The sequence below is a fragment of the Ruegeria sp. P10 genome, from assembly GCF_056534925.1.
The window spans coordinates 470,558-486,034 of record NZ_JBQERJ010000001.1 but is presented as its reverse complement, the minus strand read 5'-3'; the positions used below and the strand labels follow the sequence as shown (position 1 = coordinate 486,034).

General features: G+C 59.6%; 17 protein-coding genes. 11 read left to right on the top strand and 6 right to left on the bottom strand.

Annotated features, from left to right (window positions below; all coding sequences use genetic code 11):
* Nucleotides 1–25: 25 nt before the first annotated feature.
* The 3 genes from ACR0FB_RS02425 to ACR0FB_RS02415 are packed head-to-tail and all read left to right on the top strand — an operon-like array spanning nucleotide 26 to nucleotide 2,573.
* Nucleotides 26–343, top strand: coding sequence for a hypothetical protein (locus tag ACR0FB_RS02425; RefSeq protein WP_171632002.1), 318 nt, complete (start codon nucleotides 26–28; stop codon nucleotides 341–343).
* Nucleotides 344–351: 8 nt separating this feature from the next.
* Nucleotides 352–1,818 carry a carnitine 3-dehydrogenase gene (locus ACR0FB_RS02420; RefSeq protein ID WP_480619559.1) on the top strand — a complete coding sequence of 489 codons (1,467 nt, stop codon included), beginning with the start codon at nucleotides 352–354 and terminating at the stop codon, nucleotides 1,816–1,818.
* Complete coding sequence (locus ACR0FB_RS02415) at nucleotides 1,815–2,573, top strand: SDR family oxidoreductase (protein WP_480619557.1); 759 nt, start codon at nucleotides 1,815–1,817, stop codon at nucleotides 2,571–2,573. Before ACR0FB_RS02420 ends, ACR0FB_RS02415 begins: the two co-directional genes overlap by 4 nt.
* A gap of 1 nt (nucleotide 2,574) precedes the next feature.
* Here ACR0FB_RS02415 and ACR0FB_RS02410 read toward each other — a convergent pair whose 3' ends face one another.
* Nucleotides 2,575–2,757 carry a hypothetical protein gene (locus ACR0FB_RS02410; RefSeq protein WP_117868740.1) on the bottom strand — a complete coding sequence of 61 codons (183 nt, stop codon included), beginning with the start codon at nucleotides 2,755–2,757 and terminating at the stop codon, nucleotides 2,575–2,577.
* Between the two features lie 79 nt (nucleotides 2,758–2,836).
* Nucleotides 2,837–3,706, bottom strand: a complete 870-nt coding sequence (locus ACR0FB_RS02405) for a helix-turn-helix domain-containing protein (protein ID WP_171632011.1) — start codon at nucleotides 3,704–3,706, stop codon at nucleotides 2,837–2,839.
* A gap of 108 nt (nucleotides 3,707–3,814) precedes the next feature.
* Here ACR0FB_RS02405 and ACR0FB_RS02400 point away from each other — a divergent pair, with 108 nt between their 5' ends.
* The 3 genes from ACR0FB_RS02400 to ACR0FB_RS02390 are packed head-to-tail and all read left to right on the top strand — an operon-like array spanning nucleotide 3,815 to nucleotide 5,837.
* Entirely contained in the window at nucleotides 3,815–4,018 is a 204-nt protein-coding gene (locus ACR0FB_RS02400; RefSeq protein ID WP_171167827.1) for a DUF2061 domain-containing protein, read from the top strand.
* The gene (locus ACR0FB_RS02395) at nucleotides 4,011–4,913 is read left to right on the top strand and encodes a fatty acid desaturase (RefSeq protein WP_480487770.1); all 903 of its coding nucleotides are present in this window, start codon (nucleotides 4,011–4,013) and stop codon (nucleotides 4,911–4,913) included. Before ACR0FB_RS02400 ends, ACR0FB_RS02395 begins: the two co-directional genes overlap by 8 nt.
* 21 nt (nucleotides 4,914–4,934) lie before the next feature.
* Nucleotides 4,935–5,837, top strand: coding sequence for an EamA family transporter (locus tag ACR0FB_RS02390; protein WP_480619555.1), 903 nt, complete (start codon nucleotides 4,935–4,937; stop codon nucleotides 5,835–5,837).
* On the opposite strand, the gene ACR0FB_RS02385 is transcribed toward ACR0FB_RS02390, so the two are convergent.
* The 4 genes from ACR0FB_RS02385 to ACR0FB_RS02370 form a co-directional block, all read right to left on the bottom strand.
* Nucleotides 5,834–7,180, bottom strand: coding sequence for a DEAD/DEAH box helicase (locus tag ACR0FB_RS02385; RefSeq protein ID WP_171632019.1), 1,347 nt, complete (start codon nucleotides 7,178–7,180; stop codon nucleotides 5,834–5,836). The two genes, ACR0FB_RS02390 and ACR0FB_RS02385, sit on opposite strands and share 4 nt — an antisense overlap.
* 185 nt (nucleotides 7,181–7,365) lie before the next feature.
* Complete coding sequence (locus tag ACR0FB_RS02380; protein WP_245223405.1) at nucleotides 7,366–8,295, bottom strand: glycosyltransferase family 2 protein; 930 nt, start codon at nucleotides 8,293–8,295, stop codon at nucleotides 7,366–7,368.
* Complete coding sequence (locus tag ACR0FB_RS02375; protein ID WP_480619553.1) at nucleotides 8,292–9,035, bottom strand: hypothetical protein; 744 nt, start codon at nucleotides 9,033–9,035, stop codon at nucleotides 8,292–8,294. Before ACR0FB_RS02375 ends, ACR0FB_RS02380 begins: the two co-directional genes overlap by 4 nt.
* 49 nt (nucleotides 9,036–9,084) lie before the next feature.
* Nucleotides 9,085–10,689 (bottom strand): peptide chain release factor 3, encoded by a 1,605-nt coding sequence (locus tag ACR0FB_RS02370; protein ID WP_480619551.1) that lies wholly within the window; start codon nucleotides 10,687–10,689, stop codon nucleotides 9,085–9,087.
* A gap of 109 nt (nucleotides 10,690–10,798) precedes the next feature.
* Between ACR0FB_RS02370 and ACR0FB_RS02365 the strand changes: the two genes are divergently transcribed.
* The 5 genes from ACR0FB_RS02365 (at nucleotide 10,799) to ACR0FB_RS02345 (ending at nucleotide 15,460) form a co-directional block, all read left to right on the top strand.
* On the top strand, nucleotides 10,799–11,161 hold the full coding sequence (locus ACR0FB_RS02365) for a nuclear transport factor 2 family protein (protein ID WP_171362741.1): 363 nt from the start codon (nucleotides 10,799–10,801) through the stop codon (nucleotides 11,159–11,161).
* Nucleotides 11,162–11,234: 73 nt separating this feature from the next.
* Nucleotides 11,235–12,014, top strand: coding sequence for an SDR family oxidoreductase (locus tag ACR0FB_RS02360; protein WP_480619549.1), 780 nt, complete (start codon nucleotides 11,235–11,237; stop codon nucleotides 12,012–12,014).
* 2 nt (nucleotides 12,015–12,016) lie between these two features.
* Nucleotides 12,017–13,129, top strand: a complete 1,113-nt coding sequence (locus ACR0FB_RS02355) for a hypothetical protein (RefSeq protein WP_480619547.1) — start codon at nucleotides 12,017–12,019, stop codon at nucleotides 13,127–13,129.
* Between the two features lie 106 nt (nucleotides 13,130–13,235).
* Nucleotides 13,236–14,285 carry a methyltransferase domain-containing protein gene (locus tag ACR0FB_RS02350; RefSeq protein WP_480619545.1) on the top strand — a complete coding sequence of 350 codons (1,050 nt, stop codon included), beginning with the start codon at nucleotides 13,236–13,238 and terminating at the stop codon, nucleotides 14,283–14,285.
* A gap of 80 nt (nucleotides 14,286–14,365) precedes the next feature.
* Complete coding sequence (locus ACR0FB_RS02345; protein WP_171115602.1) at nucleotides 14,366–15,460, top strand: ABC transporter ATP-binding protein; 1,095 nt, start codon at nucleotides 14,366–14,368, stop codon at nucleotides 15,458–15,460.
* Nucleotides 15,461–15,477: the final 17 nt, after the last annotated feature.

Below are 15,477 nucleotides of genomic sequence, written 5' to 3'. Positions count from 1 at the left end.
GGGTGCCAGCAAAAGGAAGTGAGCAATGCGATCGGTGCTTGTAATCTGCGCGACGGTTCTGGCCGTATGTCTGCCCCGGGTCGGGGTGGCACAGACCGCGGAAGACCCTTTGGCCCGCAAGAACTGCGAAGCCAAAGGGGGAAGCTATGAGATGGGCGGGCGGATACGGCAGTTTATCTGCTTTGAACCTTTGCCCGACGCTGGAAGCTCCTGTGAAAAAGCCTCTGACTGCGCAGGGTTCTGCCTGTCGGACACCAAACAATGCAGCGCGGTGACACCGCAATTCGGATGCATTCCGCATCTGGATGAGGCGGGGCGCGCGCAGGTAATCTGTATCGATTAGAGGACAGCATGACAAAGACGGCAGCAATTATCGGGGGCGGTGTCATCGGCGGCGGATGGGCCGCACGGTTCCTGCTCAATGGCTGGGACGTTCGGGTGTTCGACCCGGACCCTGAAGCAGAACGCAAAATAGGCGAAGTGCTGGACAATGCGCGGCGATCCCTGCCGGGGCTGAGTGACGTTCCATTACCGGCCGAGGGCGCGCTGAGCTTTCATGGCGACATGGCCGACGCCGTACAGGGCGCGACGTGGATCCAGGAAAGCGTGCCAGAGCGGCTGGACTTGAAGCTGAAGGTTTACAAGGGCTTGCAAGAGGACTGTGATCCAGATGCGATCATCGGGTCATCGACCAGCGGGTTCAAACCATCCGAGCTTCAGGACGGTGCTTTGCGGCCCGAACAGATCGTCGTGACGCACCCGTTCAACCCAGTCTATCTGCTGCCGCTGATCGAGCTGGTGCCGACCGACAAAAACCCACCGGAGATGATTGAACGGGCCAGGGAATTGCTGACCTCGGTTGGTTTCTTTCCGCTGCATGTCAAGAAAGAGATCGACGCGCATATCGCCGACCGCTTTCTGGAAGCCGTCTGGCGCGAGGCGCTCTGGCTGGTCAAGGATGGCATTGCCACCACCGAAGAAATCGACGAGGCGATCCGAATGGGCTTTGGCATCCGCTGGGCACAGATGGGATTGTTCGAAACCTACCGCGTGGCCGGAGGTGAAGCGGGAATGCGGCACTTCATGGCTCAGTTCGGGCCAGCCTTGAAATGGCCCTGGACCAAACTGATGGACGTGCCGGAATTCACCGATGAACTGGTCGACCTGATCGCCGATCAGTCAGACGCGCAATCCGGAATGCATTCAATCCGGGAACTGGAACGCATTCGCGACAACAATCTTGTTGGCATGATGCGGGCCCTCAAGGCGCAGAATTATGGTGCGGGGGCGGTGCTGAACCAGCATGATGCGCTGTTGAAACCGGGTGCCCTGCCGTCGCTGGATCAGGCGGATCTGAGCCAGCCGATCCTGACCCTGTCCCGCGCCGTTCCATTGGACTGGACGGATTACAACGGCCACATGAACGAAGCCAAGTATCTGGAAGCCTTTGCGGCCGCCACGGACCGTTTCATGGAGATCATCGGTTGCGATATGGAGTATATCGCGTCGGGTGGCAGCTATTTCACTGCCGAGAACCACATCCGTTACATCGACGAGGTCCATGCAGGGGCGAAGATCGACGTGCGCACGCAGATGCTGTTGGGGCAGGGCAAGAAGCTGCATGTCTTTCACAGCATGTATGAAGGCGACAAGCTGTTGGCCACGGGCGAGAGCTTTCTGCTGCACGTCAGCCTTGAAACCCGCCGTCCCAGCCCGCCGTCGCCCAGGATCGAAGCCGCGATGGCGCGGATTGCCGAGGCACAGGCCGGTTTGCCTTACCCTGAAGGGGCGGGTGCAGCCATTCGGAAGCCATCGTGACCCGGCGCGTATTGGTAACAGCCGGGGCATCGGGTGTCGGTCGAGCCTTGGCCGCGGCGTTTGACGCCGCCGGTTATGATGTCTGGGTGACGGATATTGACCAGTCAGCCCTGGATATCTTGCCCGACCATTGGGTGGCGCAAAGGGCTAATGTGACAAATGAGGCCGACATGAGCGCGGTGTTTCAGGCTGTCGGGGCCGCAGGCGGGCTGGATGTTCTGTGCGCAAATGCCGGAATCGCCGGGCCGACCAGCGCGATCGAGGATATCGATCTGGATGCATGGCGCGCCTGCGTCGCGGTCAATCTGGACGGGGCCTTTTTGGCCGCCAAGCACGCAGCCCCTATGATGAAGTCGGCGCGGGCGGGCAGCATCATTCTGACCTCTTCGACCGCCGGTCAGTACGGCTATCCGTTCCGAGCGCCTTATGCCTCGGCCAAATGGGCGGTCATAGGGTTGATGAAAACGCTGGCGATGGAACTTGGGCCGCTGGGCATTCGCGCAAACGCCATATGCCCGGGTGCCGTGGAGGGCCCGCGCATGGAAGGTGTCTTGGCCCGAGAGGCAGCCGCCAAAGGCATGACCCGCGATGAGGTCTATCAGGGCTATGCCTCGGGCACCTCTATGGGGCGCTTCGTGGAAGCGCAGGATATCGCCAATATGGCCGTCTTTCTGGCTTCGGACGCAGCGCGGCTGGTGTCTGGGCAGGTGATTGCGGTGGATGGGCACACGGTCAATCCCGACCCAAAACTGTAGGTCAGCCCTGATTTGGTCCTCGGATCTGGCGGATGGTCTGACGGACCGCCTGCCAATCCTGCGCCTCTTTCTGGTTTCCGGCGGCTTCGCATTCACGCATTTTCTGCGCGGCTTCCGCCTCGGCCCGGTCTCCGTGCGCGGCATACAGCGCGCGCGCGTATTGAGCGGTTTGAATTGCGTCCATTCCTGTGGTCCTCCGTTTGTGATCGGAATGCCCGTTGGTTCGCGCCAAGGGACGATAGCACAGGTTTTGCGCCGCTGCATCAATTCTTGCCGGATACAGCCGTTCTGAGTTGTCGCAAGTGGTCCGGGAAATCGCGGGCGGCCACATCGGCCTCGCGCACTAGTGTGTCGAAGTGCCGTGAAAACGTCTCGATCCGGTCCCGGTCTCGGAACGCCATATAGTGACTGCCTGCATAAAAAACGCACAGCAGCGGCCCGAAAATCGTTACAGGGGCTGAATAAAGCCGTTTGGCATCGAACAGATAGACACGCATTCGGGGATAAAGCTGTTCACACAGCTCCAGCAGATGATCGATCTGCTCCTGGCGAATTTCCGGGCAAAGGCCATGGTAATACCCCGTGCCGCTTGCAAAGCTTTCAATCTCGAACAATGGCATTGCAATTTCGTAATCAGACTGCGCACTGCGCATCCAGGCCAACCTGTCTTCGGACGCACCGATGGCCTGATCCGCCGTGCGCCCCAAATGGGGGGCATATTCCCACTCCAGCACCGCGCGCGTCTTGAGCATGTCGGGCAGGGTGGCCGGAACATAGCGGATCTTGTACCCGGCGGCTTCTTTGTGCCAGTCGAAAATCCGCTCATCGACCAGGGCGCGGGGCGCTTCGGTAATGGACAGGGAACTGGCCAGAATCTCTGCCGCGCTTTCCGGCCTGTCGGACAGGCCCAGCAACCAGTCGGCCGAAACGCCCAGTGCCGCGGCGCAGCCACCCACAACATGCGCATTGGGAAGACGCGCGCCATGATCGGTCAACAACTGAGATACGGTTGATCGGTCCACGCCGATATGGCGCGCAAGCGCGCTTTGGCTGACGTGACGGTCCTCCATCGCGCGGGCAAGGCGTAGGCGGAATTGAGCGGCGCGGTCGCGTTTGTCGATATTTTCCTGCATAAGATGAAAAATATCACAAGTGATGAGTTTTGTTAATCATATACAGAATTTTCAGCACGCGCACTGAACGGTAACCCCTTTGTAAAAGCAAAAAGAATGGGGTTCGAAATGGAAACGCGGCGAAGATCTGTCGTGAAAGCAATCGTGTGGAATGTCATGGGGCTGGCGACCATGACGCTGGTGGGCCTGATCGCCACAGGCTCGGCCGCCGTCGGCGGGGCATTGGCGCTGGTGAATACCGCCATCGGCCTGACGCTTTACATTGTCTATGAAAGAATTTGGGCCGGAGTTTCGTGGGGGCGCAATGGCTGAGCCCTCGACACCCAAGTCGCCCGAATGGGGTACATTTGCCCTGATCGTCGGCTGCTATGCCGCATGGCTGGTCGGGCTGTTCTGGTTGGCGGATGTTTCGCTGTGGTTGACGGCGCTGGTTTTGGGCTTTGTTGCCGCCCTGCATTCGTCTTTGACACACGAAGCCCTGCATGGGCACCCGTTCCGAGCCAAATGGCTGAATGAGGCGCTGATGGCGCTGCCGCTGACCTTGGCCATTCCGTATAACCGTTTTCGCGATCTGCATTTGGCGCATCATCAGGATGCCACTTTGACCGACCCGTATGACGACCCCGAATCCAACTATCTGGATCCCAAGGTTTGGGCGGACCTGCCGCGCGGCGTGCAGGCTGTGCTGGCCCTGAACAACACGCTTCTGGGGCGGATGGTTCTGGGTCCGGCCATTGGGCAGGTGCTGTTTCTGCGCGACGAATGGCGGGGGCTGCGGCGCGGCGACAGGGCGATCCTGCTGGCCTGGACTTTGCACATCCCCGGCGCGGTTGCGGTGCTGTGGATCGTTGCACAATCGGCCATGCCGATCTGGGCCTATCTGATTTCGGCCTATATCGGGCTGGCGTTGCTGAAGATCCGCACGTTTCTGGAACACCGCGCGCACGAGAAGTCCCGCGCGCGGACCGTTATTATCGAAGACAGCGGGCCGTTGGCGTTTCTGTTTCTGAACAACAACCTGCATGTTGTACATCATATGAATCCCGCCGCGCCATGGTATCGGCTGCCGTCGTTGTATCGGGATGGCAAAGACAGGTATCTGGCCTGCAATGAGGCGTATGTTTACCGCTCTTATGCACAGATCTTCCGGCAGTACCTTCTACGCGCCAAGGACCCGGTGCCGCATCCGCTCTGGCCAAAGTCTTGATTTGACGACACAACAGGTGACATGAGTCTCTGGATCCCTGTCACCATCGCCGCCGCCAGTTTTCAGACTGTGCGGTTCATGCTGCAAAAATCCTTGAGCAGAGTGAAACTGTCCGCCGCCGGCGCGACCTTTGCGCGATTTGCGTATTCCATGCCGCTGGCCGTTGCTGGGCTGTTTGTGGCGATGCTGACAACGGGCGCCAGCTTGCCTCTGATTGGCGGAGTGTTCTGGCTGTACGCTGTCATCGGAGGCACGGCGCAAATCCTGGCGACGATCTGTGTTGTGGCGTTGTTCAAACAACGAAACTTTGCGGTCGGGATCACCTTCAAGAAAACCGAAGTCATTCAGACCGCGATCGTCGGATTTCTGGTTTTGGGGGACAGCGTTTCCAGCGGCGCGCTGGTTGCGATCTTGTTGGGGTTGATGGCGGTGCTTTTGCTGTCGAAAACCCCCGGAGGAGGCGGCGCCTGGTGGCGGCATCTGACCAACCGCGCGTCCCAATTGGGGCTTGGATCAGGGGTTTTGTTTGCGTTCTCCGCCGTCAGCTATCGCGGGGCCTCGTTGCAATTGGGTGATGTCGACGCCTGGTTCCGGGCATTGATCACCCTGGCCGCCGTCGTGACGTTTCAGTTCGTCAGCATGGGCCTGTGGCTGTTGTGGCGCGACCGGGCCGAACTGCGCGCGGTGTGGCAGACCCGATCCACCGGCGTGTTTGTCGGCCTGACCAGTCTGGGCGGTTCGTTTTGTTGGTTCTGGGCCTTCACCCTGCAAAACGCAGCCTATGTCAAAGCGCTGGGGCAGGTAGAGCTGATCTTCAGCCTGATGGCCTCGATCCTGTTTTTCCGCGAGACGATCACCCGGCGAGAAATCGCCGGGATGTTGCTGTTGGGTGTCTCGATACTGGCCATGGTGCTGGCGATTTAGCCGGCACGACGCTCGTCAAAGCTCAGGGCAATAAAGCTGGGCAGGTGATCGCCCATACCCACCACGGCCCGGCCATTGTCTTCCTTGCGCCCACGGCCACGCCCTTTGGGCTCTCGCTCTTTCCGGGTGTCTTTCCTGGCTTCGGAGTCCCGGGCTTTTTTCTCGGGCTTCGGCTTTTCTGGCTTGGGCTCTTCCTTGACCGGATTGTCGATGCGCGGGATGTCCTTCTGGATCAGCTTTTCGATCGCAGCCAGGGCTTTTTCATCGCGGACCGAGCAGATCGTGATGGCCTTGCCTTCGCGCCCGGCGCGACCGGTGCGGCCGATACGGTGCACGTAATCTTCGGGGTGGCCGGGGACGTCGAAATTGAACACGTGGCTGACGGCTGGAACATCCAGACCGCGCGCAGCGACGTCGGACGCAACCAGCAGACGCAATGATCCGTCGCGGAACCCGTCCAGCGTCTTCATCCGCTGCGATTGGTCCAGATCGCCATGGATCGCCGCAGCGTCATAGCCGTATTTCTTCAGCGATTTCGCGCAGATATCAACATCTGTCTTGCGGTTGCAGAAGATGATTGCATTGGTGCACTTTTCGCCCTCTGCGTCGATCAAGGCGCGCAGCACGTTGCGTTTCTGGCTTGCTTCACGGTCCCGACGGCCGCCTTTGAACATGACAACGCCCTGTTCGATCGTCTCGGATGCGGTCGCTTGCCGGGCGACTTCAACCCGGGCAGGGGCGGACAGGAAAGTATCCGTGATGCGCTCGATCTCGGAAGCCATGGTCGCCGAGAAGAACAATGTCTGCCGCGTGAACGGCGTCAGCGAGAAGATGCGTTCGATATCAGGAATAAAGCCCATATCCAGCATCCGGTCGGCTTCGTCCACCACCATGATCTGAACACCGGTCAGCAGCAGCTTGCCACGTTCGAAATGGTCCAGCAGGCGGCCCGGAGTTGCGATCAGAACGTCGACGCCGCGGTCGATCAGCGCCTCTTGCTCTTTGAAGCTGACACCGCCGATCAACAACGCCTTGGTCAGTTTCAGGTGCTTTGTATAGGTGTCGAAATTCTCGGCCACCTGAGCAGCCAGTTCCCGCGTCGGACACAGGACCAGCGAGCGCGGCATGCGCGCGCGGGCGCGGCCACGGGCCAGCAGGGTGATCATCGGCAGTGTGAAGCTGGCGGTCTTGCCAGTGCCGGTCTGGGCAATCCCCAAGACATCACGGCCTTCCAGAGCGGGCGGAATCGCGCCTTCCTGGATCGGAGTGGGGGATTCGTATCCGGCCTCTTCAATGGCTTTGAGGACCTTCGGGTTCAGGTTCAGTTCGTTGAATTTTGTCATGTATGTCCGGTTTTTGCGGACACTTGACCAGGCCCGCGCGTCAAAGATGTGCCGGGCCCGGATGGCCATGCGCGTAATGCGACATTTCGGCTTGTACGCGGACATAACAAAAACGTTGATCGGGGTCAAATGAAGAGAATTTCACCTGTCCCTGCCTGTTGTCTGCGGTGAATTTCAGCAACAATTCAGCAGCTTCCGGGAAAGTGTTTCTGTAGTTTTTCGTCCAGGTTCAAAGGGCGGTGGCGCAGCAGGCCGTGGCGTTCCAGGTTGGCGCGCACCTCTGCGTCCGCGCCGCTCATTTCATTGTAGAACGCGCGCAGCCCGTCCATGCCCTGTTCGGCCTCGATCCAGTTGAGCAGTTCATTCTTGTTCAGCCCGCCCTGTTCGCGCGGAACATTCGGAGCCATGCCGGCCTGATACGAGCCACGATCCATACGGAACTGGTAATGTGCTATCCAGTGGTTCCAGTCCGGCGCATGACGATGGCACAGATCGATCTGGGCAAGCTCGAATTTGCAGGGCAGCAGCACCTTGTTCTGAAACAGGTTGTGGATGCGGATGCTTAGGTTTTTCAAGCCGGTGCGCACGAACAGCTTTCCCTGAACGTGACTCAGGAAACCGCCCATGACGAAGGCGCCGTAATTCGGGTAAATGGTCTCGACCAGCGCTTCGCGGTTCGGGCCACGCGGGATATGAGCTTTGTACAGGTCATCGCCCCCGGCCAAGGCCTCCAACGGGCGGACACGCACCGCGGGAACCGTGTCTGGAACATCGCGCAGAACATCAGAAATGGGGGCCGCCGGCCAAAGAAACTCATCCACATCGATATGTGTCAACCAATCCAGCCGGGTGTTTCGATAGGCAAAAGTGGCGTGAACCGACTGGCGCACCTGATGCTTTTCCGGTCGTGCGCGTCCGCGTTTTTCCCAAAAGGCGTCATCACAGTTACGGACCCGGACCTTGGGATGCATTCTCAGAGCCCTGAACGTGCGGCGGTTGGGTTCGTCCATGTAGATATACATGAAATCCGCCCCCAGTTCGAGGTGATGGGCCACGAACCGAAGGACGTCTTCGGTTGGTCCCCGGACCATGGACACAATGCCCCAGGTGGTCATTTGTGCGGTGCGCGGGCGTCGCGCATGCGTTTCAGGCGTCGAAAAATTCCACCTGGGTCCTTGTTCAATTGGATCATCAGGTGATCCACCAGCGGCGCAATCGTGGGATCATTCATCGCCTTGGTCCAGATCGGAGCGATGAGATTGACGTCAAGCCCGCCTTTTTCAAAGGAAAAGCCTTTCATCTGATAGGGCAGCGGGACGTGGTTCCTGTCCTTGAACTGAAACGGCGTTTCCGGGGCCAGCCCCGAGAAGAGCCGCTCGAACTCATACAGCTTCATCATGCTGAAGAACACGCGCAAGGCATGTCCGACCTCGCGCTGTGTCGGCGTTTGACCGTGATCCGCAAAAGTCTGAACAGACGACACCAGCCAACGCAGGTCGAGGGCGGAAAGAAGATGGTCGGATTGTTCGTCCCACAACCGGCAGAACAGCGCAGGGGCCTGACGCGGAAAGGAGCGTTTTCTGAGGTTCGAGATCAGCTGGGCGTTCAGGAAGGCAAGCTCTGACTTTCCGACGAATTCCCGCGCGATCTGAACGCGTTTGCGATCCCAGTTGGTGCTGCGCCCGGGCGGCAATTCGGTGGCGGTGTTGGGCACGGTGAGCTTGGCCAGTCCTTCCAGATTGACGTCAAGCTCGGGCAGGGTCAGGGTGCCGAACTGAAACGGGCTGCGCCGGTTCTCATAGCTGTCCAGCATGTCGGGCAGGCCACCGGAATAGGTCAGTTTGTCGTCACTCATGCGCGCAGGATTGCACAGCCAAACCTGCCTGTGCAATCAGACAGTTGCCTCAGGTCATCATCTCTTTTGTCGCGGTCAGGTTCAGCGCGGGATAGTCACGGACCACCCGATCGATATCCCATTGCAGGCGGGTCAGATAGACGACGTCGCCGTCATGATCATGCGCGATGTGCTGCTTGTTGGCGTTGACGAACTTTTCGACCTCGGCCTTGTCACCACTTACCCAGCGGGCCGAGGTGAACTGCGATGCTTCGAACCGTACCGGCAGGCCATATTCCATCTCGATCCGGCTGGCGAGCACTTCGAACTGCAACGCGCCCACGACCCCCACTATAAAGCCCGAGCCGATCGAAGGCTTGAACACCTTGGCCGCACCTTCCTCGGCGAATTGCATCAGGGCTTTTTCCAGATGCTTGGCTTTCATCGGGTCGCCCGCGCGGACGCCTTGCAGAAGCTCCGGCGCGAACGACGGAATGCCGGTCACCCGCAGCGCTTCGCCTTCGGTCAGCGTGTCACCGATGCGCAGCTGCCCGTGGTTGGGAATGCCGATGATGTCACCGGCCCAGGCCTCTTCCGCCAACTCGCGGTCAGAGGCCAGGAACAATACGGGGTTCGAGATCGCCATCGGTTTCTTGCTGCGCACATGGGTCAGCTTCATGCCGCGCTTGAAGTGGCCGCTGGCCATGCGGACAAAGGCCACCCGGTCGCGGTGCTTGGGGTCCATGTTGGCCTGAACCTTGAAGACAAAGCCTGCAACTTTCTTTTCATCTGGGGAAATCTGGCGGGGTTCAGCGGATTGAACCTGTGGCTGCGGGCCATAGGCGCCGATGCCTTCCATCAGTTCCTTGACGCCGAACGAGTTGATGGCGGAGCCGAACCAGATCGGGGTCATGTGGCCTTCCAGAACCGCCTGCGGGTCAAGCGCAGGCAGCAATTCGCGCGCCATCTCGACCTCTTCCAGCAGTTTGTCCAGCAGATGCTCGGGGACGTGTTCGGCCAGTTTGGGGTCGTCCAGCCCGTTGATCTCGATGCTTTCGGCCACCTTGTTGCGGTCGGCGCGGTCCATCAGTTCCAGCCGGTCGCGCAGCATGTCATAGCAGCCGATGAAGTCGCGCCCCACGCCGATGGGCCAGGCGGCGGGCGTGACGTCGATGGCCAACATTTCCTGAATTTCGTCGATGATCTCGAACGTGTCGCGGCTTTCGCGGTCCATCTTGTTACAGAAGGTCAGGATCGGCAGATCGCGCAGGCGGCAGACCTCGAACAGTTTCTGCGTCTGGCTTTCCACACCTTTCGCGCCGTCGATCACCATGACGGCCGCGTCCACGGCTGTCAGCGTGCGATAGGTGTCTTCCGAGAAATCGCTGTGGCCGGGTGTATCCACCAGGTTGAACCGGAAGTTCCCATAGTCGAACGACATCGCTGAGGCCGAGACCGAGATGCCGCGATCCTTTTCCATCTGCATGAAGTCCGACCGGGTCCGCCGCGCCTCGCCCTTGGCACGCACCTGACCGGCCATCTGAATCGCGCCCCCGTACAGCAGGAACTTTTCCGTCAGCGTAGTCTTTCCCGCATCAGGGTGCGAGATGATGGCGAATGTCCGGCGCCGGGCGATCTCGGGCGGCAGGGTGGGTTGGTTCGAGGTATCAAGCATGAGCGCGCGTATATGCGGGGAATCCTGCCGAAGCAAGACAAAGGGTCTGGTACGAATCATGGGTCTGTGGCAAAAAGAACATATAGTGAACAAATGATGGAGTGGATCAATGAATTTGAAAGAGATTGCCGATGAACTCGTGGCTGGTTGCCGGGAAGACCGGGCCAAAGAAAACCTGTCCAAGCTGTATGCGCCGGATGCGGTGTCGGTCGAAGGGCAGGATTTTCAGGGAATGGGTCGGGAAACCAAAGGAATCGACGCCATCCGTGGCAAGCATGAGTGGTGGGAAAGCGCGCATGAAGTGTCTGGTGCGTCTGTCAGCGATCCGCTTCCTCATGGCGACGACCGTTTTGCCGTGATTTTCGAAGTGCAGGGCACCGTGAAGGAAACCGGCGAAGCGTTCGATATGCGCGAAGTGGGTGTTTATCACGTCGCCGACGGCAAGATCATCCGGGAAGAGTTCTTCTATTGATCGACGATCCGTTTCTGGTCTTCCCTGTCTGGCCGGTGCTAGACATGCGGCGATGACTGACAGGGAGGATCCGATGGATCTGGGAATTCAAGGAAAACGCGCGCTGGTCTGTGCCAGCAGCAAAGGATTGGGTCTTGGCTGCGCCGAGGCGCTTGCCGCGGCTGGCGTGAGTCTGGTGATGAACGCACGCGGCCCCGAGGTGTTGGAGGCTGAAGCCGCACGCCTGCGGTCAGAGCACGGCGTCGAGGTGCAGACCGTGGCCTGCGACGTGACCACGCCCGACGGTCAGGCGCAGGTGATCGAGGCCGCGCAGGGCGTTGATATACTTGTGACAAATGCCGGCGGACCGCCGCCCGGATCGTGGTCGGACTGGGAGCGTGATGATTTCATCAAGGCGCTGGATGCCAACATGTTGACGCCGATTGCATTTATGAAGGCCCTGCTTCCCGGAATGATGGAAAAGGGTTGGGGCCGGGTGGTGAATATCACCTCGCAATCCGTGCGTGCGCCAATTGCGGTTCTGGGCCTGTCAAACGCGGCGCGTACAGGTCTGACGGGCTATGTGGCCGGAACCTCGCGTCAGGTGGCGCTACACGGGGTGACCATCAACAACCTGCTTCCGGGCATCCATGCCACGGACCGAGCGGATTCTCTGGACAGCGGTGTGGCGGCGCAACAGGGTATTTCAATTGACGAAGCGCGTTCCAACCGAGCGGCGACGATCCCGGTCAGGCGCTATGGTTCGCGGCAGGAGTTTGGTGCGACCTGCGCGTTTCTGTGTTCGCAACATGCGGGCTTCATCGTTGGCCAGAATATCCTGCTGGACGGCGGTGCGACCAACCTGACGATGTGATCATGGCGCAGGGGTTTTCGTTGAAAGATCAGTTGTTCAACGCTGAGAAAGTCCGCTTTCTCAGCGACTTGTTCTTGGATGCTGAACCGGGCTTCGACGCCTCTGCGTTTCAGGCACAGGTCATGTCGCGCCTGCCTGAACTGGAACTGAAACAGCGTATGAGCTGGATCGCGACATGCCTGCAACAGGCCGTGCCGGGCGACTTGCCGACAGTCGCCCCGGTGATTTTACGGTCTTTGCCGCCTCCGCTGGACCCTGCCAGATCGGATGATGATTTTGGCGATTTCATTTTCGCGCCGCTGGGTGAATGGGTCGCGGCCATCGGGCTGGATCACGTCGATCTGTCTCTGGATGTGTTGGAGGAGCTGACGCAGCGGTTTTCGATGGAATGGGCCATTCGGCCTTTCCTGAACCATGCCCCAGACAGGGTGCTTGGGCGGATGCAGGACTGGTGTACCCACGGCAGCTATCACGTGCGCCGATTGGTCAGCGAGGGAACGCGGCCCCGTCTGCCATGGGGGCAGGGCATTGATCTGGGTCTGACGGACCCGTTGCCGCTGTTGGACAGGTTGCACGGCGATCCAACCCGGTATGTGACGCGGTCGGTGGCCAACCATTTGAATGATATCACCAAGAAAGACCCGAGCCTGGTGCTGGGGCGTCTGGACAAGTGGCGCACCGAGGCGCGACAGACCGCGGCAGAGCTGGAGTGGATGACCTCTCATACGCTGCGCGGATTGGTCAAGGCCGGGCACCCTGAGGCGATGAAGATGCTGGGATATGACCCTGATGCGGATATCGCCGTGACAATTGATCTGAGTTCCGAGGCCCGTATCGGCGAAGCGCTGGAGTTTTCCGTTGATCTGACCGGGGCAGGGAAACAACCGGTTCTGGTGGATTATATTATCTATTTTCAGCGCCCTGCGGGAAAAACATCACCCAAGGTGTACAAGCTGAAACAGGCGGCTTTGAACAACGGCAGGCTCACGTTGGCCAAGCGTCACAGGCTGAAGGGTGATGCGTCTACCTTCAGGCTGATCCCCGGCGCGCATCGGCTTGAGGTTCAGGTGAACGGCGTAGTCCGTGCCGGTGTGGACTTTGAGTTGCTGGAGTAGTTGGGTGCAGGAAAACTCACGCTTTCGTCAGAACGACCGTGGCCGGATTGCGAATGCAAGGCCACTGCACTAGCTGCGTACAGGCTAGCATGACGGGGAAGCTGCGATGAAACACGATTCGGTACGGAATTATTATGGTGAAGTCCTGCAAAGCAGTGCGGACTTACAGACCAACGCCTGTTGCACGCCTGACGACATGCCGGATCATCTCAAGCGGATTTTGTCCAGGATTCATGACGATGTGCTGACCCGATATTACGGGTGCGGTCTGATCGCGCCTCTGGATCTCGAGGGCATGTCGATCCTCGATCTTGGCTGTGGGGCGGGGCGCGACGTCTATGCGCTGTCTGCCATGGTTGGTGAAAAGGGCCGGGTCGTCGGTGTGGACATGACGCCCGAACAACTGGACGTTGCCCGCGCGCATCAGGACTATCACGTCCAAGCCTTTGGGCACGCCAAAAGCAATGTGGAATTCCATCACGGCTATATCGAGACGCTGGAGGAACTGGATCTGGAACCCGGATCGTTCGACATCATCGTCTCGAACTGCGTCATCAACCTGGCGACCGACAAGGATGCCGTGCTGCGCGGCGCGCATCGGTTGCTGAAAGAAGGCGGCGAGATGTATTTCTCGGACGTCTATGCCGACCGCCGTGTCCCGCACGCGATGGCCGCGGATGAGGTTCTGTATGGCGAATGTCTGTCGGGTGCATTGTACTGGAATGACTTTCTGTCGATGGCGCGCAAGGCAGGTTTCGGTGATCCGCGCCGGGTGACGCACCGCCCGCTGACCATCGAGAATCCTGCGCTGGAGGATCGTGTTGCCCCGCTCAGATTCCTGTCGGCGACCTACCGTCTGTTCAAGCTGCCGGAGCTGGAACCGGCCTGCGAGGATTACGGCCAGGCGGTGGTCTACAAAGGCACCGTTCCCAACGCGCCGCATGCGTTTGTTCTGGACGATCACCATGTCATCGAAGCCGGCAAGGTCTTTCCGGTCTGCGGCAATACCTGGATGATGCTGCGGGACACGCGGTTTGCCCGCCATTTCGACTTTATCGGCGATTTTTCCACCCATTTCGGCATTTTCGAAGGCTGCGGCGGCGAAAGCCCGTTCGAGGCAACAGGCGAAACCGCATCATCCGGCGGTTGCTGCTGATCTCTTGCACCTGAAGGGCGGGGTTGCTATCCCCGCCCAAGCCCGATGGATTTGATCGGGAAAGGCAATGGGGTCCATCGGTGACAGGTAACGCAACTCCTCCGCGTCTGGAAATTCGCAACATTGTTCGCCGGTTCGAAGGGCGGGTCGTTGTGGATGACGTGTCTTTGACGGTGCAGGCCGGCAAGGTGACCTGTTTGCTGGGGCCGTCAGGTTGCGGGAAATCCACCACCCTGCGCATGATTGCCGGGGTCGAGATGCAGGACTCGGGCGAGATTTACGTCGATGGCAAACTGATCTGCGACACCGTGTTTCGGGTACCCCCGGAACGGCGCGAGATCGGGTTGATGTTTCAGGACTTTGCGCTGTTTCCTCATCTGAGCGTGGCCAACAACGTGGCCTTTGGCCTGAAAGGCAGCAAGGACGAAAAACGAGCCCGGGTCGAAGAGCTTTTGCGCAAAGTGGACCTGATGCGGTTCATCGACGGGTTCCCACATCAGCTGTCTGGCGGCGAGCAACAACGTGTGGCCCTGGCCCGCGCTTTGGCGCCACGGCCCCGGATCATGCTGATGGACGAGCCCTTTTCGGGCCTCGACAACCGTCTGCGCGACGGTATTCGGGATGAGACGCTGTCCATTCTCAAGGAAGAGGATGCGGCCGTTCTGCTGGTCACGCATGAACCGGAAGAGGCGATGCGGATGGCGGATGAGATCGCGCTGATGCGGCGCGGCAAGATCGTCCAGCAGGGCGCGCCATACAATGTCTATACCCGGCCGGCGGACAAGGCTGCCGTGGCCTTTTTCAGTGATGTCAACGTGTTGCGGGCGCAGGTGAACGGAGCGCTGGCAGACACGCCGTTCGGCCAGTTTCTGGCACCGGGTATTCCGGATGGAACGGATGTCGAGATCGTATTTCGCCCCCAGCATGTCAAACTGGATTTCGACCGTAACGGCAAGGGCCCGCTGCCGACCGCAACTGATGGCGTTGCCGCGCGGGGCGTGGTCGAGCGCGCGCGTTTTCTGGGAAACGAAAGCCTGGTCGAGTTTCGCATGGACTACGACGGCTCGATCCTCAGGGCGACGGTCCCCAATGTCTTTGTGCCCAATCCGGGCCGTGTCATGTGGCTGACCATTCGTCGCGACAAATGTTTCGTTTTCCCCGAGGCGCAGAGTTAACCTCGCGATTTCCGTGC

Excerpts from the sequence above, each read along its gene's own strand:
- ACR0FB_RS02425 (WP_171632002.1), top strand. The coding sequence starts at position 26 with ATGCGATCGGTGCTTGTAATCTGCGCGACGGTTCTGGCCGTATGTCTG.
- ACR0FB_RS02405 (WP_171632011.1), bottom strand. The coding sequence starts at position 3,706 with ATGCAGGAAAATATCGACAAACGCGACCGCGCCGCTCAATTCCGCCTA.
- ACR0FB_RS02410 (WP_117868740.1), bottom strand. The coding sequence starts at position 2,757 with ATGGACGCAATTCAAACCGCTCAATACGCGCGCGCGCTGTATGCCGCG.
- ACR0FB_RS02380 (WP_245223405.1), bottom strand. The coding sequence starts at position 8,295 with ATGACCACCTGGGGCATTGTGTCCATGGTCCGGGGACCAACCGAAGAC.
- ACR0FB_RS02370 (WP_480619551.1), bottom strand. The coding sequence starts at position 10,689 with ATGCTTGATACCTCGAACCAACCCACCCTGCCGCCCGAGATCGCCCGG.
- ACR0FB_RS02355 (WP_480619547.1), top strand. The coding sequence starts at position 12,017 with ATGGCGCAGGGGTTTTCGTTGAAAGATCAGTTGTTCAACGCTGAGAAA.
- ACR0FB_RS02420 (WP_480619559.1), top strand. The coding sequence starts at position 352 with ATGACAAAGACGGCAGCAATTATCGGGGGCGGTGTCATCGGCGGCGGA.
- ACR0FB_RS02350 (WP_480619545.1), top strand. The coding sequence starts at position 13,236 with ATGAAACACGATTCGGTACGGAATTATTATGGTGAAGTCCTGCAAAGC.
- ACR0FB_RS02395 (WP_480487770.1), top strand. The coding sequence starts at position 4,011 with ATGGCTGAGCCCTCGACACCCAAGTCGCCCGAATGGGGTACATTTGCC.
- ACR0FB_RS02390 (WP_480619555.1), top strand. The coding sequence starts at position 4,935 with ATGAGTCTCTGGATCCCTGTCACCATCGCCGCCGCCAGTTTTCAGACT.
- ACR0FB_RS02375 (WP_480619553.1), bottom strand. The coding sequence starts at position 9,035 with ATGAGTGACGACAAACTGACCTATTCCGGTGGCCTGCCCGACATGCTG.
- ACR0FB_RS02365 (WP_171362741.1), top strand. The coding sequence starts at position 10,799 with ATGAATTTGAAAGAGATTGCCGATGAACTCGTGGCTGGTTGCCGGGAA.
- ACR0FB_RS02400 (WP_171167827.1), top strand. The coding sequence starts at position 3,815 with ATGGAAACGCGGCGAAGATCTGTCGTGAAAGCAATCGTGTGGAATGTC.
- ACR0FB_RS02385 (WP_171632019.1), bottom strand. The coding sequence starts at position 7,180 with ATGACAAAATTCAACGAACTGAACCTGAACCCGAAGGTCCTCAAAGCC.
- ACR0FB_RS02360 (WP_480619549.1), top strand. The coding sequence starts at position 11,235 with ATGGATCTGGGAATTCAAGGAAAACGCGCGCTGGTCTGTGCCAGCAGC.